24 protein-coding genes and 1 tRNA gene are annotated in these 23677 nt (G+C 73.0%); 18 read left to right on the top strand and 7 right to left on the bottom strand.

Annotation, left to right across the window (positions count from 1 at the left end):
* Positions 1–20 precede the first annotated feature (20 nt).
* The 6 genes from ACIOD1_RS14195 (at position 21) to ACIOD1_RS14170 (ending at position 4288) form a co-directional block, all read left to right on the top strand.
* Positions 21–1793, top strand: a complete 1773-nt coding sequence (locus ACIOD1_RS14195) for an ATP-binding protein (protein WP_365620005.1) — start codon at positions 21–23, stop codon at positions 1791–1793.
* A gap of 34 nt (positions 1794–1827) precedes the next feature.
* Complete coding sequence (locus ACIOD1_RS14190; RefSeq protein WP_365620068.1) at positions 1828–2259, top strand: roadblock/LC7 domain-containing protein; 432 nt, start codon at positions 1828–1830, stop codon at positions 2257–2259.
* Entirely contained in the window at positions 2256–2690 is a 435-nt protein-coding gene (locus tag ACIOD1_RS14185; RefSeq protein WP_401902390.1) for a DUF742 domain-containing protein, read from the top strand. The genes ACIOD1_RS14190 and ACIOD1_RS14185 overlap by 4 nt, the downstream gene beginning before the upstream one ends.
* Positions 2668–3255 (top strand): ATP/GTP-binding protein, encoded by a 588-nt coding sequence (locus tag ACIOD1_RS14180; RefSeq protein ID WP_365620002.1) that lies wholly within the window; start codon positions 2668–2670, stop codon positions 3253–3255. Before ACIOD1_RS14185 ends, ACIOD1_RS14180 begins: the two co-directional genes overlap by 23 nt.
* A 34-nt stretch (positions 3256–3289) precedes the next feature.
* A complete protein-coding gene (locus tag ACIOD1_RS14175) occupies positions 3290–3835 on the top strand; it encodes a GAF domain-containing protein (protein ID WP_401902388.1) in 546 nt (181 codons plus the stop codon).
* 93 nt (positions 3836–3928) lie between these two features.
* Positions 3929–4288 carry an MmcQ/YjbR family DNA-binding protein gene (locus tag ACIOD1_RS14170; protein WP_401902386.1) on the top strand — a complete coding sequence of 120 codons (360 nt, stop codon included), beginning with the start codon at positions 3929–3931 and terminating at the stop codon, positions 4286–4288.
* Between the two features lie 33 nt (positions 4289–4321).
* On the opposite strand, the gene ACIOD1_RS14165 is transcribed toward ACIOD1_RS14170, so the two are convergent.
* Both ACIOD1_RS14165 and ACIOD1_RS14160 read right to left on the bottom strand, forming a co-directional pair.
* Positions 4322–5227, bottom strand: a complete 906-nt coding sequence (locus ACIOD1_RS14165) for a transketolase family protein (protein ID WP_401902384.1) — start codon at positions 5225–5227, stop codon at positions 4322–4324.
* Between the two features lie 30 nt (positions 5228–5257).
* Positions 5258–5959: a transketolase gene (locus ACIOD1_RS14160; RefSeq protein WP_365619990.1), complete on the bottom strand. Its 702-nt coding sequence runs from the start codon at positions 5957–5959 to the stop codon at positions 5258–5260.
* Positions 5960–6151: 192 nt separating this feature from the next.
* On the opposite strand from ACIOD1_RS14160, the gene ACIOD1_RS14155 reads away from it, so the two are divergent.
* Positions 6152–6225: transfer RNA gene (locus ACIOD1_RS14155), tRNA-Pro, on the top strand.
* A gap of 76 nt (positions 6226–6301) precedes the next feature.
* Here the strand turns inward: ACIOD1_RS14155 and ACIOD1_RS14150 are convergent.
* The 3 genes from ACIOD1_RS14150 to ACIOD1_RS14140 form a co-directional block, all read right to left on the bottom strand.
* The gene (locus tag ACIOD1_RS14150; RefSeq protein WP_401902382.1) at positions 6302–7222 is read right to left on the bottom strand and encodes a DUF4436 domain-containing protein; all 921 of its coding nucleotides are present in this window, start codon (positions 7220–7222) and stop codon (positions 6302–6304) included.
* Positions 7223–7266: 44 nt separating this feature from the next.
* Positions 7267–8421 carry an agmatine deiminase family protein gene (locus tag ACIOD1_RS14145; RefSeq protein ID WP_365619984.1) on the bottom strand — a complete coding sequence of 385 codons (1155 nt, stop codon included), beginning with the start codon at positions 8419–8421 and terminating at the stop codon, positions 7267–7269.
* Positions 8422–8604: 183 nt separating this feature from the next.
* Positions 8605–9219: a TetR/AcrR family transcriptional regulator gene (locus tag ACIOD1_RS14140; RefSeq protein WP_401902380.1), complete on the bottom strand. Its 615-nt coding sequence runs from the start codon at positions 9217–9219 to the stop codon at positions 8605–8607.
* 177 nt (positions 9220–9396) lie between these two features.
* Between ACIOD1_RS14140 and ACIOD1_RS14135 the strand changes: the two genes are divergently transcribed.
* The 10 genes from ACIOD1_RS14135 to ACIOD1_RS14090 all read left to right on the top strand — a co-directional run bounded on the left by ACIOD1_RS14135 (position 9397) and on the right by ACIOD1_RS14090 (position 20814).
* Positions 9397–11076, top strand: coding sequence for a serine/threonine-protein kinase (locus ACIOD1_RS14135; protein WP_401902378.1), 1680 nt, complete (start codon positions 9397–9399; stop codon positions 11074–11076).
* A 116-nt stretch (positions 11077–11192) separates the two neighbouring features.
* A complete protein-coding gene (locus tag ACIOD1_RS14130; protein WP_365619975.1) occupies positions 11193–12362 on the top strand; it encodes an agmatine deiminase family protein in 1170 nt (389 codons plus the stop codon).
* 146 nt (positions 12363–12508) lie between these two features.
* Positions 12509–13090: a helix-turn-helix domain-containing protein gene (locus ACIOD1_RS14125; protein WP_365619972.1), complete on the top strand. Its 582-nt coding sequence runs from the start codon at positions 12509–12511 to the stop codon at positions 13088–13090.
* Between the two features lie 478 nt (positions 13091–13568).
* Positions 13569–14267, top strand: a complete 699-nt coding sequence (gene ureA / locus ACIOD1_RS14120) for an urease subunit gamma (RefSeq protein WP_365619969.1) — start codon at positions 13569–13571, stop codon at positions 14265–14267.
* 152 nt (positions 14268–14419) lie between these two features.
* A complete protein-coding gene (locus ACIOD1_RS14115; protein ID WP_365619966.1) occupies positions 14420–15433 on the top strand; it encodes an agmatine deiminase family protein in 1014 nt (337 codons plus the stop codon).
* Positions 15434–15518: 85 nt separating this feature from the next.
* Positions 15519–17192, top strand: coding sequence for an ABC transporter substrate-binding protein (locus tag ACIOD1_RS14110; RefSeq protein WP_401902375.1), 1674 nt, complete (start codon positions 15519–15521; stop codon positions 17190–17192).
* Positions 17189–18151 (top strand): ABC transporter permease, encoded by a 963-nt coding sequence (locus ACIOD1_RS14105; protein WP_401902373.1) that lies wholly within the window; start codon positions 17189–17191, stop codon positions 18149–18151. The genes ACIOD1_RS14110 and ACIOD1_RS14105 overlap by 4 nt, the downstream gene beginning before the upstream one ends.
* Positions 18148–19002 (top strand): ABC transporter permease, encoded by an 855-nt coding sequence (locus tag ACIOD1_RS14100; protein ID WP_365619957.1) that lies wholly within the window; start codon positions 18148–18150, stop codon positions 19000–19002. The genes ACIOD1_RS14105 and ACIOD1_RS14100 overlap by 4 nt, the downstream gene beginning before the upstream one ends.
* Positions 18999–20021, top strand: coding sequence for an ABC transporter ATP-binding protein (locus ACIOD1_RS14095; protein ID WP_401902371.1), 1023 nt, complete (start codon positions 18999–19001; stop codon positions 20019–20021). The genes ACIOD1_RS14100 and ACIOD1_RS14095 overlap by 4 nt, the downstream gene beginning before the upstream one ends.
* On the top strand, positions 20011–20814 hold the full coding sequence (locus tag ACIOD1_RS14090; protein WP_401902370.1) for an ABC transporter ATP-binding protein: 804 nt from the start codon (positions 20011–20013) through the stop codon (positions 20812–20814). The genes ACIOD1_RS14095 and ACIOD1_RS14090 overlap by 11 nt, the downstream gene beginning before the upstream one ends.
* A gap of 90 nt (positions 20815–20904) precedes the next feature.
* Here the strand turns inward: ACIOD1_RS14090 and ACIOD1_RS14085 are convergent, their stop codons facing one another.
* Positions 20905–21537 carry a TetR/AcrR family transcriptional regulator gene (locus ACIOD1_RS14085; protein ID WP_401902368.1) on the bottom strand — a complete coding sequence of 211 codons (633 nt, stop codon included), beginning with the start codon at positions 21535–21537 and terminating at the stop codon, positions 20905–20907.
* A gap of 181 nt (positions 21538–21718) precedes the next feature.
* On the opposite strand from ACIOD1_RS14085, the gene ACIOD1_RS14080 reads away from it, so the two are divergent.
* Positions 21719–22876: an agmatine/peptidylarginine deiminase gene (locus ACIOD1_RS14080; protein ID WP_401902366.1), complete on the top strand. Its 1158-nt coding sequence runs from the start codon at positions 21719–21721 to the stop codon at positions 22874–22876.
* Between the two features lie 108 nt (positions 22877–22984).
* Here ACIOD1_RS14080 and ACIOD1_RS14075 read toward each other — a convergent pair whose 3' ends face one another.
* Positions 22985–23449: a hypothetical protein gene (locus ACIOD1_RS14075; RefSeq protein ID WP_401902364.1), complete on the bottom strand. Its 465-nt coding sequence runs from the start codon at positions 23447–23449 to the stop codon at positions 22985–22987.
* Between the last annotated feature and the right edge of the window lie 228 nt (positions 23450–23677).

Below are 23677 nucleotides of genomic sequence, written 5' to 3'. Positions count from 1 at the left end.
CCCACGTACCGAGGACGCCGATGTCCGGACTTCGCGCAGCCCGCCACTCCCCGTCGAGACACGCCGTCACCGGTCCCGGCCGGCAGATACGCCCCCAACTGGTCCGCGCCGCCGTCCTTCCCGCCCTCGCCGTCGCCCTGAGCGGCGCGGCGGCGGTGATCTTCACGCTCCAGCTCGGCGGGGGCGCGGGCGCGCGGGACCCCCGGCTCTGGCCGGTGCTCGGCGGCTGCGCCCTGCTCGTCGTCGGCGCGCTCGCCGCCGCCCTGCTCGGCGCCCAGCGCGCGGCCAAGGCCGTACGCGACCGCTGCGAGGCCCTGCGCCGCTCCAGCGTGCGCGGACGCCAGGAACTGCGGACCGCCGCCGAGCGCCTGGAGCGCGGGGAGAACCCGACGCGGCCCGTCCGGGGCGGTCCCGGCGACCCCCGGGCGGGCGCCGACCCGACCGGGGTGGACGAGTTCTGGCTGCTCGCGCAGGAACTGCGCGGCGCCCGCGAGCAGGCCCACACGACACTGGCCCGTCTCACCGTGCCGGTCGCTCCGAGCGACAGCGACCGCAAGGTGGAGGTCTTCGTCAACCTCGCGCGCCGGCTCCAGTCGCTCGTGCACCGCGAGATCGCGCTCCTCGACGAGCTGGAGGACACGGTCGAGGACCCCGACCTCCTCAAGGAGCTCTTCCACGTCGACCACCTCGCCACCCGGATCCGCCGCCACGCCGAGAACCTCGCCGTGCTGGGCGGGTCCTCCTCCCGGCGCCAGTGGACCAGGCCCATCGACCTGAGCGAGGTCCTGCGCTCCTCGGTCGCGGAGGTCGAGCAGTACACGCGGGTCAAGGTGGTGCCCCCGGCGGGCGGCACCGTCCGCGGCCACGCCGTCGCCGATGTGGTGCACCTGCTGGCCGAACTCGTGGAGAACGCCACCGTGTTCTCGGCCCCCGACACCGACGTGGTGGTACGGGCCGAACGGGTCACGGCCGGCATCGCCGTCGAGGTCGAGGACCGCGGGCTGGGCATGCCCCCCGAGGAGCAGCACCGGATGAACGCGCTGCTCGGCGACCCCGACCAGGTCAGCGTCCGGCATCTGCTGGCCGACGGCAGGATCGGCCTGTACGTGGTCTCGGCCCTGGCCCGGCGGCACGGGATCGCCGTCGAGCTCAAGTCCAACATCTACGGCGGGGTGCTCGCCGTGCTCGTGCTGCCACAGGGGCTGCTGGGCGCCGAGGCGCCGACCGCCGCCGAGGCCCTCGGCGGCTCCCGGGCGACCTCCTGGGGGACGGGGGAGGGAGCCGGACACCCCGGGCTGGAGCCCGTACGGACGGCCGCCCGCGGATCCCGGCCCGAGGCGGAACGGGCGGCGGGGGGCGACCCGTTCCCGCAGCCGGCCCCGTTCCCGGATCCCGCCCCCTTCCCGGAGTCCGCTCCGGACCCGGAGCCCGCCCCCTTCCCGGAGTCCGCTCCGGACCCGGAGCCCGCCCCGGACCCGTACCGCCACCCCTACCCCGCGCACGACCCGTACCGCCACTCCGCCCCGGACCCGTACCCCGCCCCGGACCCGTATCCCGCCCCGGCACCGGGCGCCGTGCCCGCCCAGGCCTCGGCGCCGACGGCGGGCGGGGCGTGGCCCGTGCCCCGTCCCGCGCTGCCCCGGCGCCTGGCCCAGCAGCACCTGGCCCCCGAACTGCGGGAGGCCCCGACCCCCCGGGGACCGGCCCACCCCGAACCACCCCTGCACGACCCGGGCCTGATGGCGGCCTTCCAGCGCGGCTTCGGTCTCGCCCAGTCGGAGCAGCAGGCATGACCCCGTGAACGACCCCAGCAAGGAGCACACCCCCATGGTCGGCGAAACGGCGACGAAGACAGGCAGCCTCTCGGACCTCGACTGGCTGCTCGGCGGCCTGGTCCAACGGGTGCCGTACACGCGCAGCGCCGTGCTGCTCACCGCGGACGGGCTCGTCAGCTGCGTCCACGGCCTGGACGCCGACAGCGCCGACCACATGGCCGCGCTGGCCTCCGGCCTGTACTCGCTCGGCCGCAGCGCCGGATCCCGCTTCGCGGACGGGGCCGAGGTCCGTCAGGTCGTCGTGGAACTGGACTCCGCCCTGTTGTTCGTCTCGGCGGCCGGCTCCGGCACCTGCCTGGCCGTCCTGGCCGACCGGGAGGCCGACGCGGGCGTGCTCGGCTACGAGATGGCGATGCTGGTCAAGAGCGTACGGCCGTACCTGGCGGCCCCGCCGAGGCGGCCCGGCGCCGACGCGGGGCGATGAGGGCCCCCGCGAGGGGGACGCGCGGACCCGGCACGACCGTGCGCGACACGCCCTGGCTCGACGACACGGCGGGCCGGGTGATGCGGCCGTACACGGCCTGCGGCGGGCGCACCCGGCCGGCCGTCGCCCTCGACCTGCTCTCCGTGATGACCGCCACCGGGGTCCGTCCACGGGTCCCGCTCGGCGCCGAACACACCCTCGCGCTGCGGCTGTGCGCCGGGGCGGCCGCGGTGACCGTCGCCGAGCTGGCCGGGCAACTGCGCCTCCCTGCCGCGGTGGTGAAGGTGCTGCTGTCCGACCTGATGGAGTACGGGGCCGTCATGGCGCGAGCGCCCCGCTTCCCGGACCTCCCCGGACCGGGCTCCTCGTTCGCCGCCGACGACCACACCCTGCTCCGGGCGGTGCTCGATGGTCTACGCCGAAGGCTGTGAGGCCGCACCGGCCCCGCCCGCGACCCTGAAGATCCTGGTCGCGGGCGGGTTCGGGGCGGGGAAGACCACCTTCGTGGGTGCGGTGAGCGAGATCGAACCGCTGTCCACCGAGGAAATGCTCAGCGATGCGGGGGAGTTCGCCGACCCGCTCGACGGCGTGGAGTCGAAGACGACGACGACGGTCGCGCTGGACTTCGGCCGGATCACCCTCGACGACCGACACGTCCTCTACCTCTTCGGCACGCCCGGGCAACAGCGCTTCTGGTTCCTGTGGGAGGAGTTGTGCGCGGGGGCGCTGGGTGCGGTCGTGCTCTGCGACACCCGCCGCCTCGCCGACTGCTTCCCCGCCGTGGACTTCTTCGAGCGGCGCGGGATCGGCTTCGTCGTCGCCGTCAACGAGTTCGACGGCGCCCACCGCTACACCTCCGACGAGGTCCGCGCGGCGCTGGGCCTCGGGCCGGAGCTGCCGGTCCTGCGCTGCGACGCGCGGCTGACCGGATCCGCCACGGGCACCCTCGCCGCCCTCGTGCACCACCTGCTGACCGCGCCCCGAAAGGCCCGCTGACCACGCCGCGCACCGTCCACACTGGGGGAACACCATGACGTACCACGAGTCCACCGGCCATCTGCTGCTCACCCCCGTGGACCGGGAGGCCCCGGAACGGGCCGTTCGGCTGCGGGAGATGGGCCTCGGGGAACGCTTCGACGCGGAACTCGACTCCTTCGCTCGGAAGGTGGCGCGGACCCTGGGGGCCCCGCACGCGGGAGTCAACTTCGTAGGAGAGGAACGGCAGTTCTTCGCGGGCCTGCACCACGCCCCGGACGCGGCTCCCGGCGGCTATCCGGCCCGGGTGCTGCCCCGCGACCACGGGTACTGCCCGCACGTGGTGGTCCGCAGGAGGGCGCTGGTCCTGGAGGACGTACGGGACTTCGCGCGCTTCGCGGGCAACGCCGTCGTGGACGAGAGCGGAGTGCGCTCCTACCTCGGTGCCCCGCTCACGGACCGGCGGGGCATCGTGCTGGGCACGGTGTGCGCCGCGGACGTGGTGCCGAGGCGTTGGGGCACGGCGGGCCTGGCCACCGTCAAGGAGCTGGCGGCGGAACTGGTGGAGGTCCTGCACGCCCGGGAGGACCGGCGCGGCTGAGCCGGCGCCGGCGCGGAGCCGGCCGACTGTCGGTGGCGGGGTCTACCGTCGGGGGCGAGGACCACCCACGGCGCGCGGAGAGGGGCCGGGACCATGGCCACGACGGCACAGGACGTGCGGACGATCGCGCTCTCGCTCCCGGACAGCGGCGAGAAGCTCGCCTGGGGCATGCCGACCTTCCGGGTCGGGGGCAAGATCTTCGCCTCGCTCGCGGACGACGACACCGTGATCGGGGTGAAGTGCCCCAAGGAGGAGCGGGCCGCGCTGATCGCCGCCGAGCCGGAGAAGTTCTTCCTGCGGGCGGGCCACGACGAGCACTACGCCTGGATCCGGGTCCGCCTCGTGGCGGTGGCGGACACCACCGAGCTGGGGGCGATCCTGGCCGACTCCTGGAGACAAGTGGCTCCCCGACGCCTGGCCGCCGCCCACCCGGAGGTGGGCGGCGCGCACTGACGGCGGCCGGTCGGCCCGCGCGGCCCCGGGAGGTCAGCGCAGGAAGGCCGTGATCCGCCGCCGCAGGGAGCCGGCGTCCAGGCCGTGGGCGGCGGTGTGCTCGTCGATCGTGCCGTAGCGGCGCAGCTCGGCCCGCCCGACACCCAGGCCCAGGACCCGGTGCGGCACGTCGACCAGGGCGTGGGCGGCGGCCGTGGACGAGGTGCCGGCGAGGTACGGCTCGACCAGGACCACATCGGCCCCGGCCCGCCCGACGGCGGCGCGCAGGCCCGCGTCGTCGAAGGGGCGCACGGTGGACGCGTAGAGCACGGTGACGTCCAGGCCCTCCGTCGCGGCGAGCACGTGGTCGAGCAGGGGGCCGACGGCCACCACCACGCCCCCGCGGCCCTCCCGCAGGGTCTGCAGGCGCAGGTCGCCCACCGCCTCCGGGGGACGGGCCGCGCGGTTCGACTGCTCGGAGAGCCGGACGTAGACCCGGTCGTCCCCGGCGGCGTAGGCGTGCCGCAACAGCGCCTCGGCCTCGTCGGGGTGGCCGGGGACGTGCACGGTCCAGCCGTCGAGGGTGTCCAGCAGGGCCACGTCACCGGGCGCCATGTGGGTGAACCCGCCGGCCGGCCAGTCGTGGCTGGCGGCGGCGCTGACCAGCACGCCGCCCGTGCCCTGGTGCCCGAAGTCCAGCTTGAGCTGCTCGAAGGGCCGCTCCACGAGGAAGCTCGCGAAGGTGTGCAGGACGGGCCGCAGCCCCGTCAGGGCCAGCCCGCCGCCGACGCCGACGAGCAGTTGTTCGCGGATCCCGACGTTGATCACCCGGTCCGGGTGCCGCCGCTCGGCCGGACGGAACGCGTCCATGGTGATTTCGGCGAGCACGAGGGCCAGCCGGGGGTCGTCGTCGAGCAGCCGCGAGGTCACCGAGACGAACCGCTCCCGCATGGTGTCCATGATCTTTCCCCTCCCGAGGGTGTGACGCGTTCAGTTCTTCTTCTCGACGCGGGCGACGACGGCGAGCGGTCGGCCCGGGTGCGGTGTGGTGAAGGCGGCGTGCAGGGCCGCGTGGTCGCGTCCGTCGACCGTCACCGCCGACCAGCCGGCCGCCTCGAAGCGGGAGGCGATCCCGCCGGGCCAGCCGTGGGTGGCCGAGTCGTTGTCGATCACCACCGTGTGGAGCCGCTCCAGTCCCGCCGAGCCCGCGTAGGCGATCGCCTCGTGATTGCTTCCCTCGTCCAGCTCCGCGTCCCCGATCAGCGCCCACACGGCCGGCTCGTCCAGGCCCTGCGCCCGCAGTCCGAGTGCGCTGCCCACGGCGAGCGGCAGCCCGTGCCCGAGCGAGCCGCTGGCGATTTCCACCCCGGGGACGAGGACGCGGTCGGGGTGGTGGCCGAGGGGGGAGTCGTAGGCGCCGAACCCGGAGAGCCAGTCGACGGGGAAGAAGCCCTTGGCGGCGAGCACGGCGTAGTAGGCCATCGGCCCGTGCCCCTTGGAGAGCAGGAACCGGTCCCGGCCCGGATCGTCCCTCGTTTCCGGCCCGACCCGGAGCACCCGGTCGTAGAGCACCCACAGCACGTCGAGGGTGGAGTGGGCGGCGGGTCCGTGCTTTTCGGCCCCTGTCATGAGCGCGATCAGCCGACCCAGATCTTCGTGGCGGAACCCGGTGTCCGCGGTTGCCTGTGTCATGCCGCAACGATGCGACCTCAACCGGACTTGAGGTCAAGCACCGCCCTCGGGCGCCGGTCGGATCCCTCGGCTCACCTCGGCTTCCTCGGCTCCCCTCCTTCCGAACCGGAAAAGGTGCGCGCGACCACCCCTGGAAGTGCGGTATTGTTCTCGTGCCGGTTGGGACAGGGAAAACCCCAGGTCAACCGGCATCGGGACGTGGCGCAGCTTGGTAGCGCACTTGACTGGGGGTCAAGGGGTCGCAGGTTCAAATCCTGTCGTCCCGACTCGAAAGAGTCGTGAATCGAGGGGCCGTTTCAGAGCAATCTGAAACGGCCCCTCCGGTCGTTCTCGTGAGGTGGGTCACGGGGCCCGGTGGGTGGGCGGATCCGTGGGGGAGCGCTCGGGGGTGCGCTCGTCGGAGGGGAGCGGGGGCTCGGCGCGGATGCCGGCGACGGCCACCGTCACCAGGCAGAACGCGATGACCGTCTCCGCCCAGAGGAAGGCGATGTAGTCGAGCAGGCAGCCGATGGGCGGCGCGCCCGGGGCCGTGTTGCGGAAGGCGGCCAGGGCGAAGAGGGTGGCGGCCATCCAGCCGAGCGCGGGCCAGGTGAGCCCCTTGCGGCGGGTGACCAGGTACCAGCCGCCGATCAGGACCGAGACGGCGAGCGCCCACATGGCGAGCATCATGAAGATCGCGAAGACGAGGACGCTGTTGGAACGGGTCAGTCCGATGTCGAGGGCGGCGACGCCCTGCGTCGTCGAGGCGTCGACCGTCGCCGAGAAGAGGACGTCGTTGTTGGAGAGCGTGACCCGGACCGGGACCTTCTCGCCGCCGAGCACCGCGCCGAACTCCACGTCCGCCCCGTAGGCATCGAACGGGTAGTCCGTGATCGAGCCGCCCGTCAGGGCGACCGGCACGTCCAGGGTCGAGATGCGCTGGTGTGCCTTGAAGGTCAGGTCGCCCCGGGTGGCGGTCGAGGTCTGGAGGGTGAGGTCCTCGACGGGGGAGACCCCGCCGGCCTCGGCCAGCGCCCCCCGGGGCGTGACCAGGACCCGCAGGGTCATCTCCCGGCCGGCGGCGTCGACGCGCTGGATCGTCGCGTCGACGTCGACGCGGTCCCGGTCTGACCGCCCCGCCGTGTACACCGTGTCCAACGCCTGGCGTTCCCCGAACTGGAGCCACGCTCCCACGGCGACCGCCGCCACGATGGCGATCAGGACCAGGGCCGGCAGCGCCGGTACGCGGCGTGCGGGCGGTGACGTGCGACGGGACGTGGACACGGTGGCTCCGGTGGTGCGGGGGCGGATCGTGGTCGCGGGGCGGGTCAGGCCGCGGGCTTGCCGGGCTGGTCGTGGGTCGAGCAGTGGATGCCGCCGCCGCCCGAGGCGATGGTGTCGATCTTCACCGGGACGACCTCCCGCTTGGGGAAGTGCTCCCGCAGGATGCCGCGGGCCCGGTCGTCCGCCGCGCGGTCCCCGAACTGGGGCATGAACACCGAGTCGTTGGCCACGTAGAAGTTCGCGTACGTGGAGACGAAGTCGTCGCCCTCGCCCGTGATCCTGTTCAGGTCGGGCTGCGGCAGGTCGATGATCTCGAAGCGGCGGCCCCGGGCGTCCGTGGCCTTCGACAGGACGGACTTCGCCTGGTCGGCCGAGCGGGACCAGGAGTCCGGCGGGGTGCCGGGGTGGGCGCGGTCGAGCAGCACCACACCGGGGGCGGTGAACCGTACGAGGCTGTCCACGTGCGCGTCGGTGATGTCCTCGCCGCGCACCCCGGCCAGCCAGATGACCTTCTCGACCCCGAGGGTCCGCTTGAGCTCGGCCTCGATCGTGTCGCGGGACTTCCCCCGATTGCGGTTGTCGTTGACGATCGAGCTCTCGGTGACCATCAGGGTGCCTTCGCCGTCGGTCTCGAAGGAACCGCCCTCGGCGACGAGCGGGGCCTGGATCCGGGGGATCCCGTACTTCTGGAGCAGCTTGCGCCCGATCTGGGCGTCGTTCGCGTGCTCCTGCTTGTTGCCCCAGCCGCTGAAGTTGAAGTCGACGCCGGCGAGCTTGCCGCCCTCCTCGATGAACACGGGGACGGTGTCGCGGGCCCACAGGTCGTCCACGGCCATCGGGATGACCTCGACCTGGGAGCCGCAGGCCCGCTGGGCCGCGTCCACCTGCTCGGGCCGGGCCATCATGACCACCTCTTCGTACCCGGCGACGGCGCGTGCGATCCGCGTGATGTCCTCGCGCACGTAGGGCAGGTCCCGCTCCCAGACCGAGGCCAGGGCCGGCCAGGACATGAAGGTACGGGTGTGGCTGTCCCACTCGGCGCCGAACCGGCGCTTCCCGCCCGCTCCGGACGGCTGGGGGGTGGCACCGGGCTGCGCACCGGACTCGGCGGGCCCGCAGGCCGCGGCGCCGAAGACGGCCGCGCCGAAACCGGCGAGGGTGCGCAGAACGGTCCGGCGGGTGGGGGGAGTGAACGACACGGGGAGACTCCGATCGTGTGCCGGCGGCGCGGGGTGTCCGGCCGGTGGGGGCACGGGAGGCGTGGCAGGGACTACGGGCCGGGCCCTATGTAAAGGGTGCGCGCTATGCACCGGTAAAGGGCGGTACGCACAGGTAAGCGGTGCGGCCGAGTTCGTCCACTGTGGCACTGACTGGAAATTCAGTCAATTTTGCGAAGCGAGGGAAGCAAGACGCCCGATCTCCACTCCGATCGCCCCGCGCATCAGCTCGCGGGCGTGCTCCAGCGGCGCCAGACCGCTCAGCCAGCGGCCGCTCAGCCCCTCCAGGAGAGCGGTCAGGCGCTCGGCCGCGGCGGTCACCGCGGCGGCCGGTGCGGCCGGGCGCAGGGTGCCCAGCAAGCCGGCCACCTCCTCCACCCAGGCCGCGCCGGCGGCGGTGAGGTCCTCGCGCAGTTCCGGGTCGAAGACCGCGTGGGCCCGCAGCTCTCCCCAGGCCGTGCTGTTCTCGCGCACCTCGGGCAGATCCTGGAATTCGAGCAGCAGGGTGCGCTCCAGCAGTCGCCGGGGGTCCGCGTCCGCCGTCCCGGTGTCAGCGCCGGGGCCGGCGCCGGGAGCGGTGCCCGTGTAGCGGTCGGCCCGGTCGCCGATGAAGGCCAGGGCGTGCCGCAGGATGCCGGTCCGGTCCTTGAAGTGGTAGTAGATCAGGGCCGTCGACACCCCTGCCTCGGCAGCCAGTTCGCCCACCCGCAGCCCGCGGACCCCGCGTCGCGCGATGACGCGGGCGGCGCCCTCCAGGATGGCCCTCCTGCGATCCGACACTGCGTGATCCTCCGTCCTGGCGGTGTGCGTCTCGCATTGTCACACATTGACTGAAACTTTAGTTAGCGGCACGATGCGCCCCAGGTCATTGCCTTCCGCGCCCCCGGGCGCCCGCCCACGCCCCTTCCCTCGCCGCCCGCGCCCCGCCGTCCGCCGCATCGTTGAAAGAGCCTCCGCATGTTCCCTCCGCTTCCCGGCGCACTGTCCTCCCGTACGGCCCTGTCCGCCGACGACCCCCACGAGATCGGCGGCTACCGCCTCCACGCCCGGCTCGGCGCCGGCGGCATGGGGGTGGTCTACCTGGCGTACACGCCCGGGGGACGTCCCATCGCGCTGAAGGCCGTCCGCAGGGAGTTCGCGGCGGACCCCGAGTTCCGCGAGCGCTTCGCCCAGGAGGTGGCCAGCGCACGCAGGATCCACGGCCTGTTCACGGCGCAGGTGGTCGACTCCGGTGAGGACGACCACACTCCGTGGCTCGCCACGGCCTACGTGCCCGGACCCTCGCTGCACCAGGTCGTCGGGCGGCACGGTCCGCTGCCGGTCCGGACGGTGCTGCTCCTCGTCGCGGGCATCGCGGAGGCCCTCCAGGCGATCCATCGGGCGGGCGTCGTCCACCGGGACCTCAAGCCGGCCAACGTGCTGATCGCGGAGGACGGGCCGCGGGTGATCGACTTCGGCATCGCGCGGGCCGCCGACGCCGCCGCCCTCACCGGTACGGGTCTGCGGATCGGCACCGCCGCGTTCATGGCGCCGGAGCAGGCGCTGGGGCGTCCGGTGGCGCCGGCGACCGACGTCTTCGCGCTCGGGGCGCTCGCCGGGTACGTGGCGAGCGGCGCTCCGCCCTTCGGGAACGGGCCGGAGTCCGGCTCCCTGTACCGGGTGGTCCACGAGCAGCCGGACCTCGGCGGGATCCCGCACGAGCTGCACGACCTGGTGTCGTGGTGCCTGGCCAAGAGCCCGGAGGACCGTCCCACGACCGGCGAGCTGATCGCGGCCGTCCGGGCGCACCCGCTCGTGGGGTCGAGCCCGGAATTCACCGCCGGCTGGTTGCCCCGGCCCGTGCTGGACGAGGTCGGGGCGGGCGGGGGCGCCGGGGGCGCCGGGGGCGGCGCGGGGCCCGGGGGAGGCGCGCCGTTCGGGGGAGGCGTCCCGTCGGGGCCGTCCGTTCCGGATCACCTCCGGGCGACGATGGCCGCCCCCGCGTACCCCGGCGGCGGTCCGCCCGCAACGGTGCCGTGGGACCCGACCCCGGCGGCCCCCGTGGCGGCGGCCCCCGCCCCGCCGTCGCAGCCCGTTCCGCCGTCGCAGCCCGTCCCGGTGCGTCGGGGTCGGCGCCGCGAGGGGCGGCGGTCGGTGGTCGCCCTGGCCGTCGTCGCGCTGTTGGCCTGCGGCGGGGCCGCCTACTGGTTCGGCTTCACCGAGGACGAGGGGACGGGCGCCCCCGACGCGGAGCCCACGGCCCCGGCGCCCCGGCCGACGGCCGCCTCGTACGTCCCCGGATATCCGCAGGCCGAGCTGACCGCGCCTGATTCCGGTTACGAGTTCGACCTCCGCACCGGGAAGGTGGCCCCCGTCGAGACCGCCGGTTGGTACCTCGCGCACGGCGCCGACGGGTTCCTGCCGTCCGAGGAGTCAGACGCCTTCGTCGCCGACGGAACCGGAGAGCTGACCCCGGAGGACTGCGCCCGGGGGATCGAGAGCCGGCCCGCGGCGACCCTGCCCTACAAGGCGCTCGCCAAGGAGCGGCCCTTCTGCGTGCGGAGCCCTGACCAGCGTGAAATCGCGATCGTGCGACTCGTCGAGGCCACCGCGGGCGGGTCCGTCACGATCACCGTCGACCACTTCCGCCGGAGCTGATCCCGGCAAGCGGAACCGACTCGACACCCTCGGTGACGATGAGCCAAAAGGTTGACTGAATTTTCAGTTAGGGCGAGGATGCCGTTCATCCCGCCCCTCCTCATCAGGGAGTCACCATGGATACCAACCCCCGCACCTCCCGCCGCCGGATCCTCCAGTTCGGCGCGGCGGCCGTGCCGCTCGCGGCCCTCGGCGCCGCCCTCCCGTCCCTCATGCAGACGGCCTCGGCCGCGCAGGACGGTTCCGGGACGCTCCGCATCCCCGCCGAGACCGACCGGCACGTCCGTACGTACATGGCCTGGCCTGCCCTCTCGTCGGTGTGGGACAGCGGCCTCGCGGCGGTACGCAAGGACATCGCCGAAGTGGCGCACGCGATATCGCGCTACGAGCCCGTCGTGATGCTGGCCCGCCCCGACCAGCTCGCCGACGCCCGCTACCAGTGCGGGCGCGGCGCCTATCACGGCATCGACGTCCTCGACATCCCCAACGACGACCTCTGGATCCGGGACTTCGGGCCCACCTTCGTCGTCGCCCCGGGCGCCATCGCCGGTGTGGACACCAACTTCAACGGCTGGGGCAAGGCCGGTACCCCGTACTCCCAGCCCTTCGCCAACGACGCGCAGGCCGCCCGCACCCTCCTCGCCGAGCACGAGGTGACCCGGATCAGGGCGGGCTTCGTCGGCGAGGGAGGCTCGCTGGAGACCGACGGCGAGGGGACCCTGCTGGCCACGGTCAGCTCGTTGGTGAACGCCAACCGGAACCCGGGCATGAGTCAGGGCCAGGTCGAACAGGCCCTGAAGACGGCGCTCGGCATCGACAAGGTCATCTGGGTCCCGGGCCTGGCCGGTCAGGACATCACCGACTGCCACATCGACTGCCTGGCCCGGTTCGTCTCGCCCGGCCGCGTCATCCTCGACAAGCCCGGTCCCGGCGCGGACAAGAAGTGGGTGGCCGTCTACGAGGAGACCAAGCGGGCCTTGGCGAGCGCCACCGACGCGCAGGGCCGCAGCCTGGCCGTCACCGAGCTGCCCGGACCGGACCGGCGCCAGATCCGCGGCCGGGGCAACGAGTTCCTGTCCAGCTACACCAACTACTACACGGCGAACGGCGCCGTGATCGCACCGCAGTTCGGCGACGACCGCGCCGACGAGGTGGCCCGCGCCATCCTCCAGGCCGCCTACCCCGACCACCGGGTGGAGCAACTCGCCATCGACGGCATCGCCTCCGGCGGCGGTGGCATCCACTGCGCCACCCAGTCGCACCCGGCCGTGCCGCCGGCCGCCTGATGGCCGCGCCGCCCCGGCGGAGGTATCCGACCGCTGGGGCGGCCCCCGTGCCGTCCGACGTCCCTGGTGGCGGGGCCCGCGACGACAGCGCTCCCGGTGACGGGCCGCTTACCCAGGTGGGGGATCACCCCGGTAAGGTGCGGACCATGGCGTCTCGTAGTACTCAGATCCTCGAAGCCGCCGCGCGGGTGATCGCCCGGCGCGGCGTGCGCGGGCTGCGCGTGGAGGAACTCGCGGCAGAGGCCGGTGTTTCCACCGCCCTGATCTACTACCACTTCAAGGACCGTACGGGGGTCCTGCGCCAGACGCTGGAGTTCATCAACGACCGCGCCGAGCGCTACACCACCGACCGGGACCCCGACGATCCGCCGCTGACCGCGCGCGAGGAGCTGGAGGAGACCCTCCTGCTCGAACTCCAGGACAGCGTGGACGTACGCGAGAACAGCTCCGCCTGGGGTGAGCTGCGGGCGAGCGCGGTCTTCGACGAGGTCCTGCGCGAGGATCTGGCGCGGGCGACCCTGGTGTGGGTCCAGGAGGTGGCCGCGCTGCTGGGTCAGGTGCAGCCGATGGCGCCGGCCTCCGCGCTCGCCGCCGCGGCCGAGCGGCTCACCGCCCTGCTGGAGGGCCTGAGCATGCGCTGGCTCAGCGGCGGCATTCAGATCGGCCACGCCCGCGAGCTGATGCGGGGCGCCGTCGACGCCGAGCTGGCGGGGCTCGTCCGGAGCTGACGTACGCCGGACCGGGGCCGCCGAGGCGGTCCCGGCGCGGAGCGCTTCCCCCTGCCCGGACGTGGTGTCCTTTCCCCGCCGCGCGACTTCCTCCCGACCGCGTTCCCTACCGCGCTGGGCTGCCGCGTCATTCCCGTGTCACTCGCCGGATCCTTCCGGGACCAGCACTGTTCAGCCTCTTGACTGAATTTTCAGTCAATGCCAGAGTGAGGATTCCGAGCAGGGCGGACCGAGCTTCCCGCCCCTTCGGACCGCCGGCCGGCCCCCACCTCACGGGCCCGTGCCCGGCCGCACCACTCCTCGACGCTCCTCTTGAGGCGTCCCCCATCGTTTCACCGGCCTCGGCCACCGCCTCGCGCACCACGCATCCGGACGGCGCCCCCCGGCCCCGGCCGCCCCTCGCCCGCCTTCCGGAGGAAGGAATCACCATGATGGTTTCGACCGGCGCCTACGCCGGGCGGGACAGCCGGGCGACGTCATGCCCCTGACTCCCACCGAACGTGACCGACGGCTGCTGTTCACCGCCGCCGAACAGGCGCGTGCCCGCCACGCGCGGGGCCTGCCGCTCAACGTGCCGGAGGCGACCGCGTTGATCGCCGACACGGTGTGCGAGGCGGCCCGCGACGGCCTGCGCCTGGCCGAAGCCCTCGACCGCGGCCGTACCGTCCTCGGCCCGGACGACGTGCTTCCCGGCGTCGTGGACATCGTCACCGAGATCCACGTCGAAGCCGTCTTCGAGGACGGCAGCCGCCTGGCCGCCATCAGCGACCCCTTCGGTCCGCGCGGGGGCGACGACTTCGCGCCGGGCGCCGTCCTGCCCGGCCCGGACACCGCGACCGTGCCGGACCGGGTCGTGACCCTGGCCGTCCGCAACACGGCGCCGGTCCCCGTGAGCGTGACCTCGCACTTCCATTTCTTCGAGGCGAATCCGCGGTTGGATTTCGATCGGGCGGCGGCGTACGGGATGCGGTTGTGTGTGCCGGCGGGGTCTTCGGTGCGGTTCGATCCGCACGGTGAGGGCGAGGTGGGTCTGGTACCGATCGGTGGTGAGCGGATCGCGATCGGTTGCGCGGGGCCGGCCGACGGCCCTTCGGGTCCCACGGCGCGGCGCCCGCGGACCTCTCCGTGGCCCTCGTCAGTCGCGCCGCGGCCGAGTCGGGTGCCCCCGGCGTCATGAACACCCGCCGTCGCAAGGTCGCCGTCCGCGGCACCCGCGGCATCGGGCCGAAGGGCATGATCGCCAACACGCACCGCCTTCGTCACGCATCCGCTCTTGACTGAATTTTCAGTCGGGTGGAGACTCCACCCACGTAAGAAATGAGACACCTGATGACTGAATTCCGTATGCCCGCCGAGTGGACCGAGCACGACGGCTGCCTGATGGCCTGGCCCACCCGCGAGGACCTGTGGGGGAGCGTGCTCGCCGAGGTGAAGGAGGAGTACGCGAACGTCGCCCGCGCCATCGCCGCGTTCGAGCCCGTCACGATGGTCGCCCCGCCCGGATTCGGCGAGGACGCCCGCGCGCTGTGCGGCGAGGACGTCGCGGTCGTCGAGCTGCCGCTGGACGACTCCTGGTTCCGCGACTCCGCCCCGCTCTTCGTCCTCGACGGGGACGGCAACCGCGCCGGAGTGGACTTCCGCTTCAACGCCTGGGGCGGCAAGCACCAGCCGTTCGACGCCGACGACCGGATCAGCGGCCTCCTCCTGGAGCACCTCGGGGTGGACCGCATCCCCTCCGAGATGATCCTCGAAGGCGGGGCGATCACCGTGGACGGCGAGGGGACGCTGATCACCACCGAGCAGTGCCTCCTGCACCCCAACCGCAACCCCGGCATGACCCGGGACGAGATCGAGGCCGAGCTGAAGTCCCGGCTCGGGGTCACCAAGGTCATCTGGCTCCCGTACGGCGGCCTGCTCGACACCGAGACCGACGGACACGTCGACGGGGTCGCCGCCTTCGCCGCGCCGGGCACCGTCGTCATCTCCCTGCCCGCCGATCCGGCCCACCCCGACCACGCCCGGATGCGCGCCAACCGGGCCGTGCTGGAGGCCACCACCGACGCCCGCGGCCGACGGCTGGAGATCATCGAGGTGCCGCAGACGGCCTTCACCGATCTCGGCGACGGCGAGGTCGAGGTGTCCTACCTCAACTACTACGTCGCCAACGGCGGCGTGGTCGTCCCGGTCGCGGGAGTGCCCCAGGACGACGAAGCCCTCGCTGTGATCGCCACCGCCTACCCGGGCCGCAAGGTCGTCGGGGTGCGGGCGCTCGCCATCGCCTTCGGCGGCGGCGGGGTCCACTGCATCACCCAGCAGGTCCCGGCCGTGCGCACCACCGCCTGACCGGGAAACCGGCCGCTCCCGGCGGACCGCCCCGGCGGGCCGCCCGCTCCTCCCCCGCATCCCTCACGGAACAGAGAGCGCGACGATGACCACCTCCCCAGCCCGTACCGGCGGAGCCTCCCGCTCCCGGCGCGGTCGGCGCACCTTCCTCGGCGCGACCGCGACCGCCGCCCTGACCTCCTTCGCCCTCCTCGCGGCCTGCTCCGGGCCGCCGAAGGACGACGCCGGCGGCGTCACCGACGTCAAGCTGTCGGCCTCCACCCCGCAGGCCCGCGGCGAGATCGACTCCTTCACCTGGGCCGTCTACGCCGAGCCGCCCACCCTCGACTACACGGTGGCCTTCGACTACCCGCAGAACACCGTCCTGTCCAACGTGTGCGAGAGCCTGATGCGCTGGACCCCGGGCCTGACGACGGAACCCGGCCTCGCCCGGCAGGCCTCCAACCCCGACCCCACCACCTGGGTCTACGACCTGCGGCCCGGAGTGCGCTTCCACGACGGCAAGGAGATGACCGCCGACGACGTGGTCTTCAGCCTCGACCGGCAGCGCAACCCCGACAACGCCGCCGCCTGGGCGCAGGTGTTCCAGAACGTCGCCTCGATCGACAAGAGCGGCCCGCTCCAGGTCACCGTCAAGCTCAACAAGCCCGACTCGCAATTCCCCCAGTACATGGCCACCGCCGCCGGAGTGGTCGCCTCCAAGGCCGCCGTCGAGGCGGCCGGCAAGGACTACGGCACCACCGGCGGCCTCGGCTGTACCGGCCCCTTCCAACTCGGCACGTGGAACAAGGGCCAGTCGATCGAGCTGGACCGCTTCGACGGGTACTGGGGCACCAAGGCCAAGGCGAAGAAGACCGTCTTCCGGGTCCTGACCGACCCCTCCGCGCGGACGAACGCCCTGCTCAGCGGGGAGGTCGACGGCGGCTACCTGATCCCCACCGAGAGCTACGCCCGCCTGAGCGGCAGCGGCGCGGGCACCCTCTACTTCGGTGAGGGCCTGAGCACGGTCAACCTCAACGTCACCAACATGCAGGGCCCCCTCGGTGACCTGCGCGTGCGCCAGGCCCTGTCCCTGGCGCTGGACCGCTCAGGATTCGTGAAGGCCGGACTCGGCGGGGCCGGGACCACCACCAACTCCCTCACCACCCGCGCCGCTTGGGCCGCCGCCCCCGAGGGCACCCGTAAGAGCGCCTTCGAGGGCCTGCCCCCCAGCGGGCAGGACATCGAGAAGGCCAAGGCCCTGGTCAAGGAGGCCGGCGCGGGCGGCAAGACGCTGACCGTGGCCACCAGTTCCATCGGCCAGGACGTCTCCCTCCTCGCCACGGCCGTCCAGGCCGCCGGCACCCGGATCGGTCTCGACATCCGGTTGAAGACGATCGCCCCGAACGCCTTCACCGCCCTGTTCACCGACCCGCAGGCGCGCGAGGGCATCGACATGTTCCCGCTGACCTACTACGACTCGATCACCGATCCGCTCGACCTGCTGACGAACTTCAAGACCGGCGCGTACATGAACTTCGCCGGCTACAGCGACCCCGAGTACGACCGGCTCGTCGAGCAGGCCGGCGGCGTCTACCCGGCCGAGCAGCGGATGGAGATCGCCGCGAAGCTCCAGCGGAAGGCCTCCGAACAACTGCTGTGGATCCCCGTCGCCGAGTGGCCCACCGCGCTGTTCATGAACAAGCGGATCACCGGGGCCCCCACCACGATCTCGTACATGTACTACCCGTGGGCGGCCGACGTGGGGGCCGTGCGGTGAATTTCGTCAGATTCGCGGCACGGCGGGTGGCGGAGATGATCGCCACCCTCCTCGCCGCCTCGTTCGTGGTCTTCGGGGCCATGTACCTGGCACCGGGCAACCCGGCGAGCTTCCTGCTCGCCGGCCGCTCGGCCTCCCCGGAGGCACTCGCCTCGATCAACGCCCAGTACCACCTGGACGACCCCTTCCTCGTCCGGTACCTCCGCTGGCTCGGTGACGTGCTGCACGGGGACTTCGGACGGTCGATCACCTACCGCACCGACGTCTCGCGCCTGCTCGCGGACCGCCTGCCGATCACCCTGGCCCTGATCGCGATGTCGCTCGTCGTGGTCGTCGCCGTCGGTCTGCTCCTCGGCCGCGTCGCCGCCGTCCGCGGCGGTGCCACCGACTCCACGATCCTCGTCACCACCACGTTCGCCGTCGGAACCCCGTCCTTCGTCGCGGCGGTCCTGCTCCAAGGTCTCTTCGCCGTCAAGCTCGGCTGGTTCCCCAGCAGCGGCGCGGGCGACGGCGGCCTCGGGGACATGCTCTGGCACCTCACGCTCCCCGCCGTCGCGCTGGCCCTCTACCTGATCGGCATGCTGGCGCGGGTCACCCGCTCCGCCATGCTCGAAGCCCTCGACAGCGAACACGTGACGGTCGCCCGCAGCCGGGGCGTCCCCGAACGCCAGGTCATCCGCCGCCACGTCTTCCGCAATTCGCTCGGCACCGTCCTGACCACCGGCGGCCTCATCGTCTCCACGCTGCTGGTGTGCACCATCCTGGTCGAGACCGCCTTCAGCATCGGCGGCATCGGTCAGCTCCTCGAACTGTCCACCACCACCAAGGACTTCCCGACCGTCCAGGCGATCTCCCTGATCATCGTCGCCCTCTTCATGATCGTGAACCTGATCGTGGACCTGCTACTACCCCTGGTCGACCCCCGGGTCACCCTCGGAACGAGGGGGAGCGCCACATGACCACCGTCCTCACCCGCCGCCCCGGCCTCTCCCGGATCCGCGCGGCCGGCTCCCCGCTCCACCTCGCCTGCCTCACCCTGGTCGGCCTGGTCGTGTTCGCCGCCCTGTTCGCCCCCTGGCTGGCCCCCCACGACCCCAACGCCGTCGACCTCGGCGACGCCCTCGCCGCACCCTCCGCCGCGCACCCGTTCGGCGTGGACGCCGCCGGCCGCGACACCCTCTCCCGGCTGCTCCTCGGCGCGCGGACCTCCCTGCTCGGCCCGCTCGGCGTCGTCGCCTTCTCCACCGTCGCAGGGATTGCCGTCGGCATGGCGGCGGCCTGGCGGGGCGGCTGGATCGACTCCGTCCTGTCCCGCAGCACGGAACTGGTCTTCGCCTTCCCGGGCATGCTGCTCGCCATCCTGATCATCTCGGTGTACGGCGAAGGGCTGATCGCCCCGGTCATCGCGCTGGCCGTGGCCTACCTGCCCTACGTCAGCCGCCTCACCCGCTCCCTGGTCCTGGCCGAACGGGCCCGCCCGTACGTCAGCGCCTACCAGGTCCAAGGCCACTCGGCGCTCCAGATCTGCCTGCGCCACATCCTGCCCAACATCGCTCCCGTCGTCCTCGCCCAGTCCACGATCAACTTCGGCTACGCGCTGATGGACCTCGCGGGACTGTCGTTCCTCGGGCTCGGCGTTCCCGCCCTCACCCCCGACTGGGGCCGCATGGTCTTCGACGGACAGACCGCCATCCAACACGGCTACCCGCTGTCCGCGATCCTGCCCTGCGTCTTCATCGTGCTGACCGTGGTCGCCTTCAACGTCGTCGGCGAACGCTGGGCCGACCGTGTCGCCAGGAGGGACCGATGAACCCGACCGCATCGACGCCGTCGACGACCCCGCCGCCGACGCACACGCTCGACATCCAAGGGCTGCGCATCACCCTCCCCGGCACCGCCCGCCCCGTCCTCGACGGCGTCGACCTCACCGTCGCCCCCGGCGAGACCGTCGCCCTCGTCGGCGAATCCGGATCGGGCAAGAGCATCACCTCGCGCAGCGCGCTGCGCCTGCTGCCGCCCGGAGCCGTCGTCGAGGGAAGCGTGAAGGTCGGCGGTGAGGACGTCCTCACCATGACCGACGACCGGTTGCGCGGCCTGCGCGCCGGAGGCGCCGCCATGGTCTTCCAGGACCCCCGCGCCGCCGTCAACCCGCTGCGCCGCATCGGGGACTTCCTCACCGAGAGCGTCACGCTGACCAAGGCCATGACGCGGTCCCAGGCGACCGAGCGGGCCGGCGAACTCCTCCAGGCGGTGGGCCTGGACGGGTCCGTCCTGCGCAAGTACCCCGGACAGGTCTCCGGCGGCATGCTCCAGCGGGTGGTGATCGCGGCGGCCCTCATGGGGGACCCCGCGCTCCTCCTCGCCGACGAGCCCACCACCGCCCTGGACGTCACCTCCCAGGCCGAGGTCATCGCCCTGCTCGCCGGCCTCCGCGCACGCTTCGGCACCGGCCTGCTCTTCGTCACCCACGACCTCGACCTGGCCGCCGCCATCAGCGACCGCGTCTACGTCATGTACGCCGGCCGGATCGCCGAGAGCGGGCCCGCCGAGGCCCTGTTCGCGGCTCCCCGCCACCCCTACACGGCCGCCCTGCTGGCCTCCACCCCACGGATGGACGGGCCGCGCGGCCGGCTCGCCGCCATCGCCGGCCAGCCGCCGGACCTGCGCCGCGCGCTGCACGGCTGCGCCTTCGCGGCTCGTTGTCCGCTGGCCACGGAAGTCTGCGACCAGAAGGTCCCGCTGCCGGCGGCCGCCCCCGGCAGGCCGGGCCACCTGGCCGCCTGCCACCACAGCGACCGGCTCGAAGGGAGCGCCGTCGATGCCCGATAACGTACTGGAGGTCAGGGGGCTCAGCCGCTCCTACGGAGCCGTGCGCGCCGTGGACGACGTCTCCTTCGTCCTCCCCGAGGGCGGCTCGCTCGGCATCGTGGGGGAGTCCGGTTCCGGCAAGACCACGACGGCCCGGATCATCGTCGGCCTCGAACGCGCCGACGGCGGCGAGGTCCTGGTCGGCGGTCGCGACCGGACCGCGCGGGGCGAGGGCCGCGGCCGCGCGCGGCGCCTGGCCCGCGCCCGCGAGGTCCAGATGGTCTTCCAGGACCCGTACCTCTCCCTCGATCCGCGCACCAGCGTCGAGGCGGCCCTGCGCGAGACGCTGCGCCTGCACTTCCCCGGGCGCGACCACACCGTGCGGATACGGGAGTTGCTCGAACAGGTGGGCCTCGGCAACCAGGCCGCCGACGCCCTGCCGCGCCGGCTCTCCGGCGGGCAACGCCAACGCGTCGCCATCGCACGGGCCTTGGCGGTCGAGCCGTCCGTCCTCGTGCTGGACGAGGCGGTCGCCGCGCTCGACGTCTCCGTCCAGGCACAGATCCTCAACCTGCTGGCCGACATCAGGGAGGAGACCGGGATCGGCTACCTCTTCATCACCCACGACCTCGGGGTCGTGCGCTGCGTCACCGACGAGATCGTCGTCATGCGTCACGGCCGCATCGTCGAGGCGGGCGCGACGGCCGAGGTGCTCGCCGCGCCCCGGCACCCCTACACGCGGCTGCTCCTGGAGTCGGTACCCCGCCCGGGGTGGGACCCGGAGGCCATCGCGGCGGCCCGTAGGGCGTTGTAGCGCCCGGGCGGGCTCGGAGCGGTCGGCGGTCGGAACCGGTCGGGGTCGGTCCGAGAAGCCGGGCTCGGCGCCGGTCGTCGCCGGGGTCGCTCAGGCCCCGGCGGCGAGCGTACGGAGCAGGGTGCGCAGGACCGGCCCCGTACCGCCGTCCGCGCCGAGGGAGTCCATGGCCGCCAGGCCGTCCACGGCCGCGGCCACGGCCAGTCCCAGCGGGCGCGGGTCGAGCCCTCCGCCGCGTTCGTCGGCCAGGACCTGGAAGAGGGCCACGAAACAGGCGCGCCAGCGCCGGTACTCGGCTTCCAGGCTCTCCCGGACCCGGGCGTCGTTCAACGCCTGCCAGTGCAGGGCGGAATGGAGGTGGGACAGCTCGGCGCCCTCGGGGCGGGCGAGCAGCTCGACCACCCGTTCGGCGCGCCGCGCGAACGTGCCGGGATCGGACACGGCCGCTTCCAGGGGCGTGATCCACTCGGGGCGGATGTCGGCGATGACCGCCAGGACCAGGTCGGTGCGGTCCTGGAAGTGGTAGTGGCACATCCCGTGCGAAACGCCGCACAGGGCCGCGACGTTGCGGGTGGTGAAGCGTTCGCTCATCTCGCCCGCGAGCAGGGTCCGCGCGGCGGCGATCAGGCGCGCTCGCGTCTGCTCGCCCTTCGCCGAGGCCCGTGGCCGGCCGGCCCGTGCGGGAACGGCCCGGTCCCCGGAATCCTTCGTGGAAGCTGCCATGGCGTCACTCTAGCCGGCCTCGGGAACGCCACCTGCGGTTTTCCCGGATCGTACGGAACGCTCCCGCGGACCGTCCGGAACGACCTCGTCGAAACTATTGACCGAGCGCTTGGTCAGTTTTAGCTTTCCGGTCAACCCCGTTGTGGTGACGGGGAGTTGGATCATCGAAGGGAACCATCCCATGAACGATCACGTGGTGAGACGGCCCGTAGGCGGGGGCATGGACCGGCGCGGCTTCCTGACGGCGGCGGGCCTCGCCGCCGCCGCGGCCGCGCTGGCGGCGACCGAGGGGCGGGCCCGTGCCGCCTCCGTGGCGCGTCCGGCGGCGGCGGGTGCGTTCCGCGTACCGATCGAGGACGTCCGGCACACCCGTACCTGGATGGCCTGGCCGGACAGCACGTCCATTTGGGGCAGCACGCTCAGCGGGGTCCAGTCGGACATCGCGCTCATCGCCCGCACCGTGGCCAAGTACGAGCCGGTCTACATGTGCGCCAACTCCGCGAGCGCGGCCAAGGCGCGCTCGGTGTGCGGGTCCACCGTCACCGTCGTCGCCACCATCCCCGTCGACGACTGCTGGATGCGCGACACCGGGCCCGTCTTCCGTACCGACGGATCCGGCGGACTCGACGCGGTCGGCCTGAACTTCAACGGCTGGGGCAACAAGCAGACCCACGCCAAGGACGCCCTGGTCGCCGGACGGATCGCCTCCTACGTCGGCGTCCCGTTCACCTCCGCCGCACTGGTGGGCGAGGGCGGCGCCATCGAGCAGGACGGCGCGGGCACCCTCATGGCCACCCGCAGCAGCCTGGTGAACAAGAACCGCAACCCCAACCGGTCGCAGGCGCAGATCGAGTCCGCGATGCTCTCCGCCTACGGCGCCTCCAAGGTCATCTGGTTCGACGGCGTGGTCGGCCAGGACATCACCGACGACCACGTGGACGCCACCTCCCGCTTCCTCGCCCCCGGCAAGGCCCTCGTCCAGATGCCGTTGGCCTCGGACAACGACGTCTACGCCAAAGACGCGCGCAAGCAGTACCAGGTCCTGTCCGCGGCCACCTCGGCCGGCGGGGCGCGCATGTCCGTCGAGCAGCTCCAAGGGCCCGACTACAACAAGATCCGCTCGGGGAACGCGGACTTCCTCGCCTCGTTCGCCAACTACTACCTGTGCAACGGCGCGGTGATCTCGGGCCAGTTCGGGGACACCCGCGCCGACACCGCGGCCAAGGCCACGCTGGCGCGCCTCTACCCGGGCCGCGTCATCGAGCAGCTCAACATCGACCGCCTCGGGACCGGCGGCGGCGGGATCCACTGCGTCACCCAGCAGCAGCCGGTGGCGTAACGCGCCGCCGGTGCCGGGGGGAGGGGAGGGGCCGTTCCGGAGCGATCCGGAACGGCCCTTCGGGTTTGTCGGCCCGGGCTTCGGTCGCTCGGCCCGTGGGTCAGACGGTCAGACGGTCGGCCGTGCGGCTGCGGCAGAGGCCGCGTCCGCCTCGTGGTGCATGCCCGTGCACAGGGCCCAGACGACCAGGAGATTGACGGCGATCAGGGTCAGGGCCCACCAGGGGTAGTACGGCAGCCACAGGAAGTTGGCGATGGCTGCCAGTCCAGCGACGGCGACCCCGAAGAAGCGACCCCACAGGGCCCCGCCGAGCACGGCGCAGCCGGCGACGACGAGGCCGATGCCGAGGATCAGGTGGATCCAGCCCCAGCCGGTGAGGTTGAACTCGAACACGTAGTGGCGGGTCACGACGAAGAGACGGTCCTTGGTGAGGGCGGCGATCCCTTCGAAGATCGCCATCGCGCCACCGATGATCATCAGTGTCGCCGCCAGGAGGGTCCGACCGGATGTCGGCCCGTGCGTGGGGCTGGGATGGGTGTGGCCTGCTCGGGGTCGGGCGGCGTCGCCGGCCATGTCGATCTCCTCGGTGGCAGAGCCGGTCTGGCACGCCAAGGCCGGCGATCATCCCCCGTTTCAGAGTGTCACGGAGGCCACCCGTCGGCACCCCGGCCGGGCCCCCCCCCCGCCCCGGGGGGGGGGGGGCGGGCGCCGGGGGGGGGGGGGGGCGGGGGGGGGGGTTTTTGGGGGGGTGTACGCCCCCCGGGGGCGGGGGGTGGGGGGGGGCCCGGGGGTGGGGGGCGG

Source organism: Streptomyces sp. NPDC088097, assembly GCF_044741845.1.
Classification (GTDB): domain Bacteria; phylum Actinomycetota; class Actinomycetes; order Streptomycetales; family Streptomycetaceae; genus Streptomyces.
Note: the sequence above shows the minus strand (reverse complement) of the source record. Positions and strands in the feature narration are given on the sequence as shown.

What these genes read in the sequence shown, in the direction of transcription:
- ACIOD1_RS14195 (WP_365620005.1), top strand. Translation starts at nt 21, where the DNA reads ATGTCCGGACTTCGCGCAGCCCGCCACTCCCCGTCGAGACACGCCGTC.
- ACIOD1_RS14190 (WP_365620068.1), top strand. Translation starts at nt 1,828, where the DNA reads ATGGTCGGCGAAACGGCGACGAAGACAGGCAGCCTCTCGGACCTCGAC.
- ACIOD1_RS14185 (WP_401902390.1), top strand. Translation starts at nt 2,256, where the DNA reads ATGAGGGCCCCCGCGAGGGGGACGCGCGGACCCGGCACGACCGTGCGC.
- ACIOD1_RS14180 (WP_365620002.1), top strand. Translation starts at nt 2,668, where the DNA reads ATGGTCTACGCCGAAGGCTGTGAGGCCGCACCGGCCCCGCCCGCGACC.
- ACIOD1_RS14175 (WP_401902388.1), top strand. Translation starts at nt 3,290, where the DNA reads ATGACGTACCACGAGTCCACCGGCCATCTGCTGCTCACCCCCGTGGAC.
- ACIOD1_RS14170 (WP_401902386.1), top strand. Translation starts at nt 3,929, where the DNA reads ATGGCCACGACGGCACAGGACGTGCGGACGATCGCGCTCTCGCTCCCG.
- ACIOD1_RS14165 (WP_401902384.1), bottom strand. Translation starts at nt 5,227, where the DNA reads ATGGACACCATGCGGGAGCGGTTCGTCTCGGTGACCTCGCGGCTGCTC.
- ACIOD1_RS14160 (WP_365619990.1), bottom strand. Translation starts at nt 5,959, where the DNA reads ATGACACAGGCAACCGCGGACACCGGGTTCCGCCACGAAGATCTGGGT.
- ACIOD1_RS14135 (WP_401902378.1), top strand. Translation starts at nt 9,397, where the DNA reads ATGTTCCCTCCGCTTCCCGGCGCACTGTCCTCCCGTACGGCCCTGTCC.
- ACIOD1_RS14130 (WP_365619975.1), top strand. Translation starts at nt 11,193, where the DNA reads ATGGATACCAACCCCCGCACCTCCCGCCGCCGGATCCTCCAGTTCGGC.
- ACIOD1_RS14125 (WP_365619972.1), top strand. Translation starts at nt 12,509, where the DNA reads ATGGCGTCTCGTAGTACTCAGATCCTCGAAGCCGCCGCGCGGGTGATC.
- ureA (WP_365619969.1), top strand. Translation starts at nt 13,569, where the DNA reads ATGCCCCTGACTCCCACCGAACGTGACCGACGGCTGCTGTTCACCGCC.
- ACIOD1_RS14115 (WP_365619966.1), top strand. Translation starts at nt 14,420, where the DNA reads ATGACTGAATTCCGTATGCCCGCCGAGTGGACCGAGCACGACGGCTGC.
- ACIOD1_RS14110 (WP_401902375.1), top strand. Translation starts at nt 15,519, where the DNA reads ATGACCACCTCCCCAGCCCGTACCGGCGGAGCCTCCCGCTCCCGGCGC.
- ACIOD1_RS14100 (WP_365619957.1), top strand. Translation starts at nt 18,148, where the DNA reads ATGACCACCGTCCTCACCCGCCGCCCCGGCCTCTCCCGGATCCGCGCG.
- ACIOD1_RS14095 (WP_401902371.1), top strand. Translation starts at nt 18,999, where the DNA reads ATGAACCCGACCGCATCGACGCCGTCGACGACCCCGCCGCCGACGCAC.
- ACIOD1_RS14090 (WP_401902370.1), top strand. Translation starts at nt 20,011, where the DNA reads ATGCCCGATAACGTACTGGAGGTCAGGGGGCTCAGCCGCTCCTACGGA.
- ACIOD1_RS14085 (WP_401902368.1), bottom strand. Translation starts at nt 21,537, where the DNA reads ATGGCAGCTTCCACGAAGGATTCCGGGGACCGGGCCGTTCCCGCACGG.
- ACIOD1_RS14080 (WP_401902366.1), top strand. Translation starts at nt 21,719, where the DNA reads ATGAACGATCACGTGGTGAGACGGCCCGTAGGCGGGGGCATGGACCGG.
- ACIOD1_RS14075 (WP_401902364.1), bottom strand. Translation starts at nt 23,449, where the DNA reads ATGGCCGGCGACGCCGCCCGACCCCGAGCAGGCCACACCCATCCCAGC.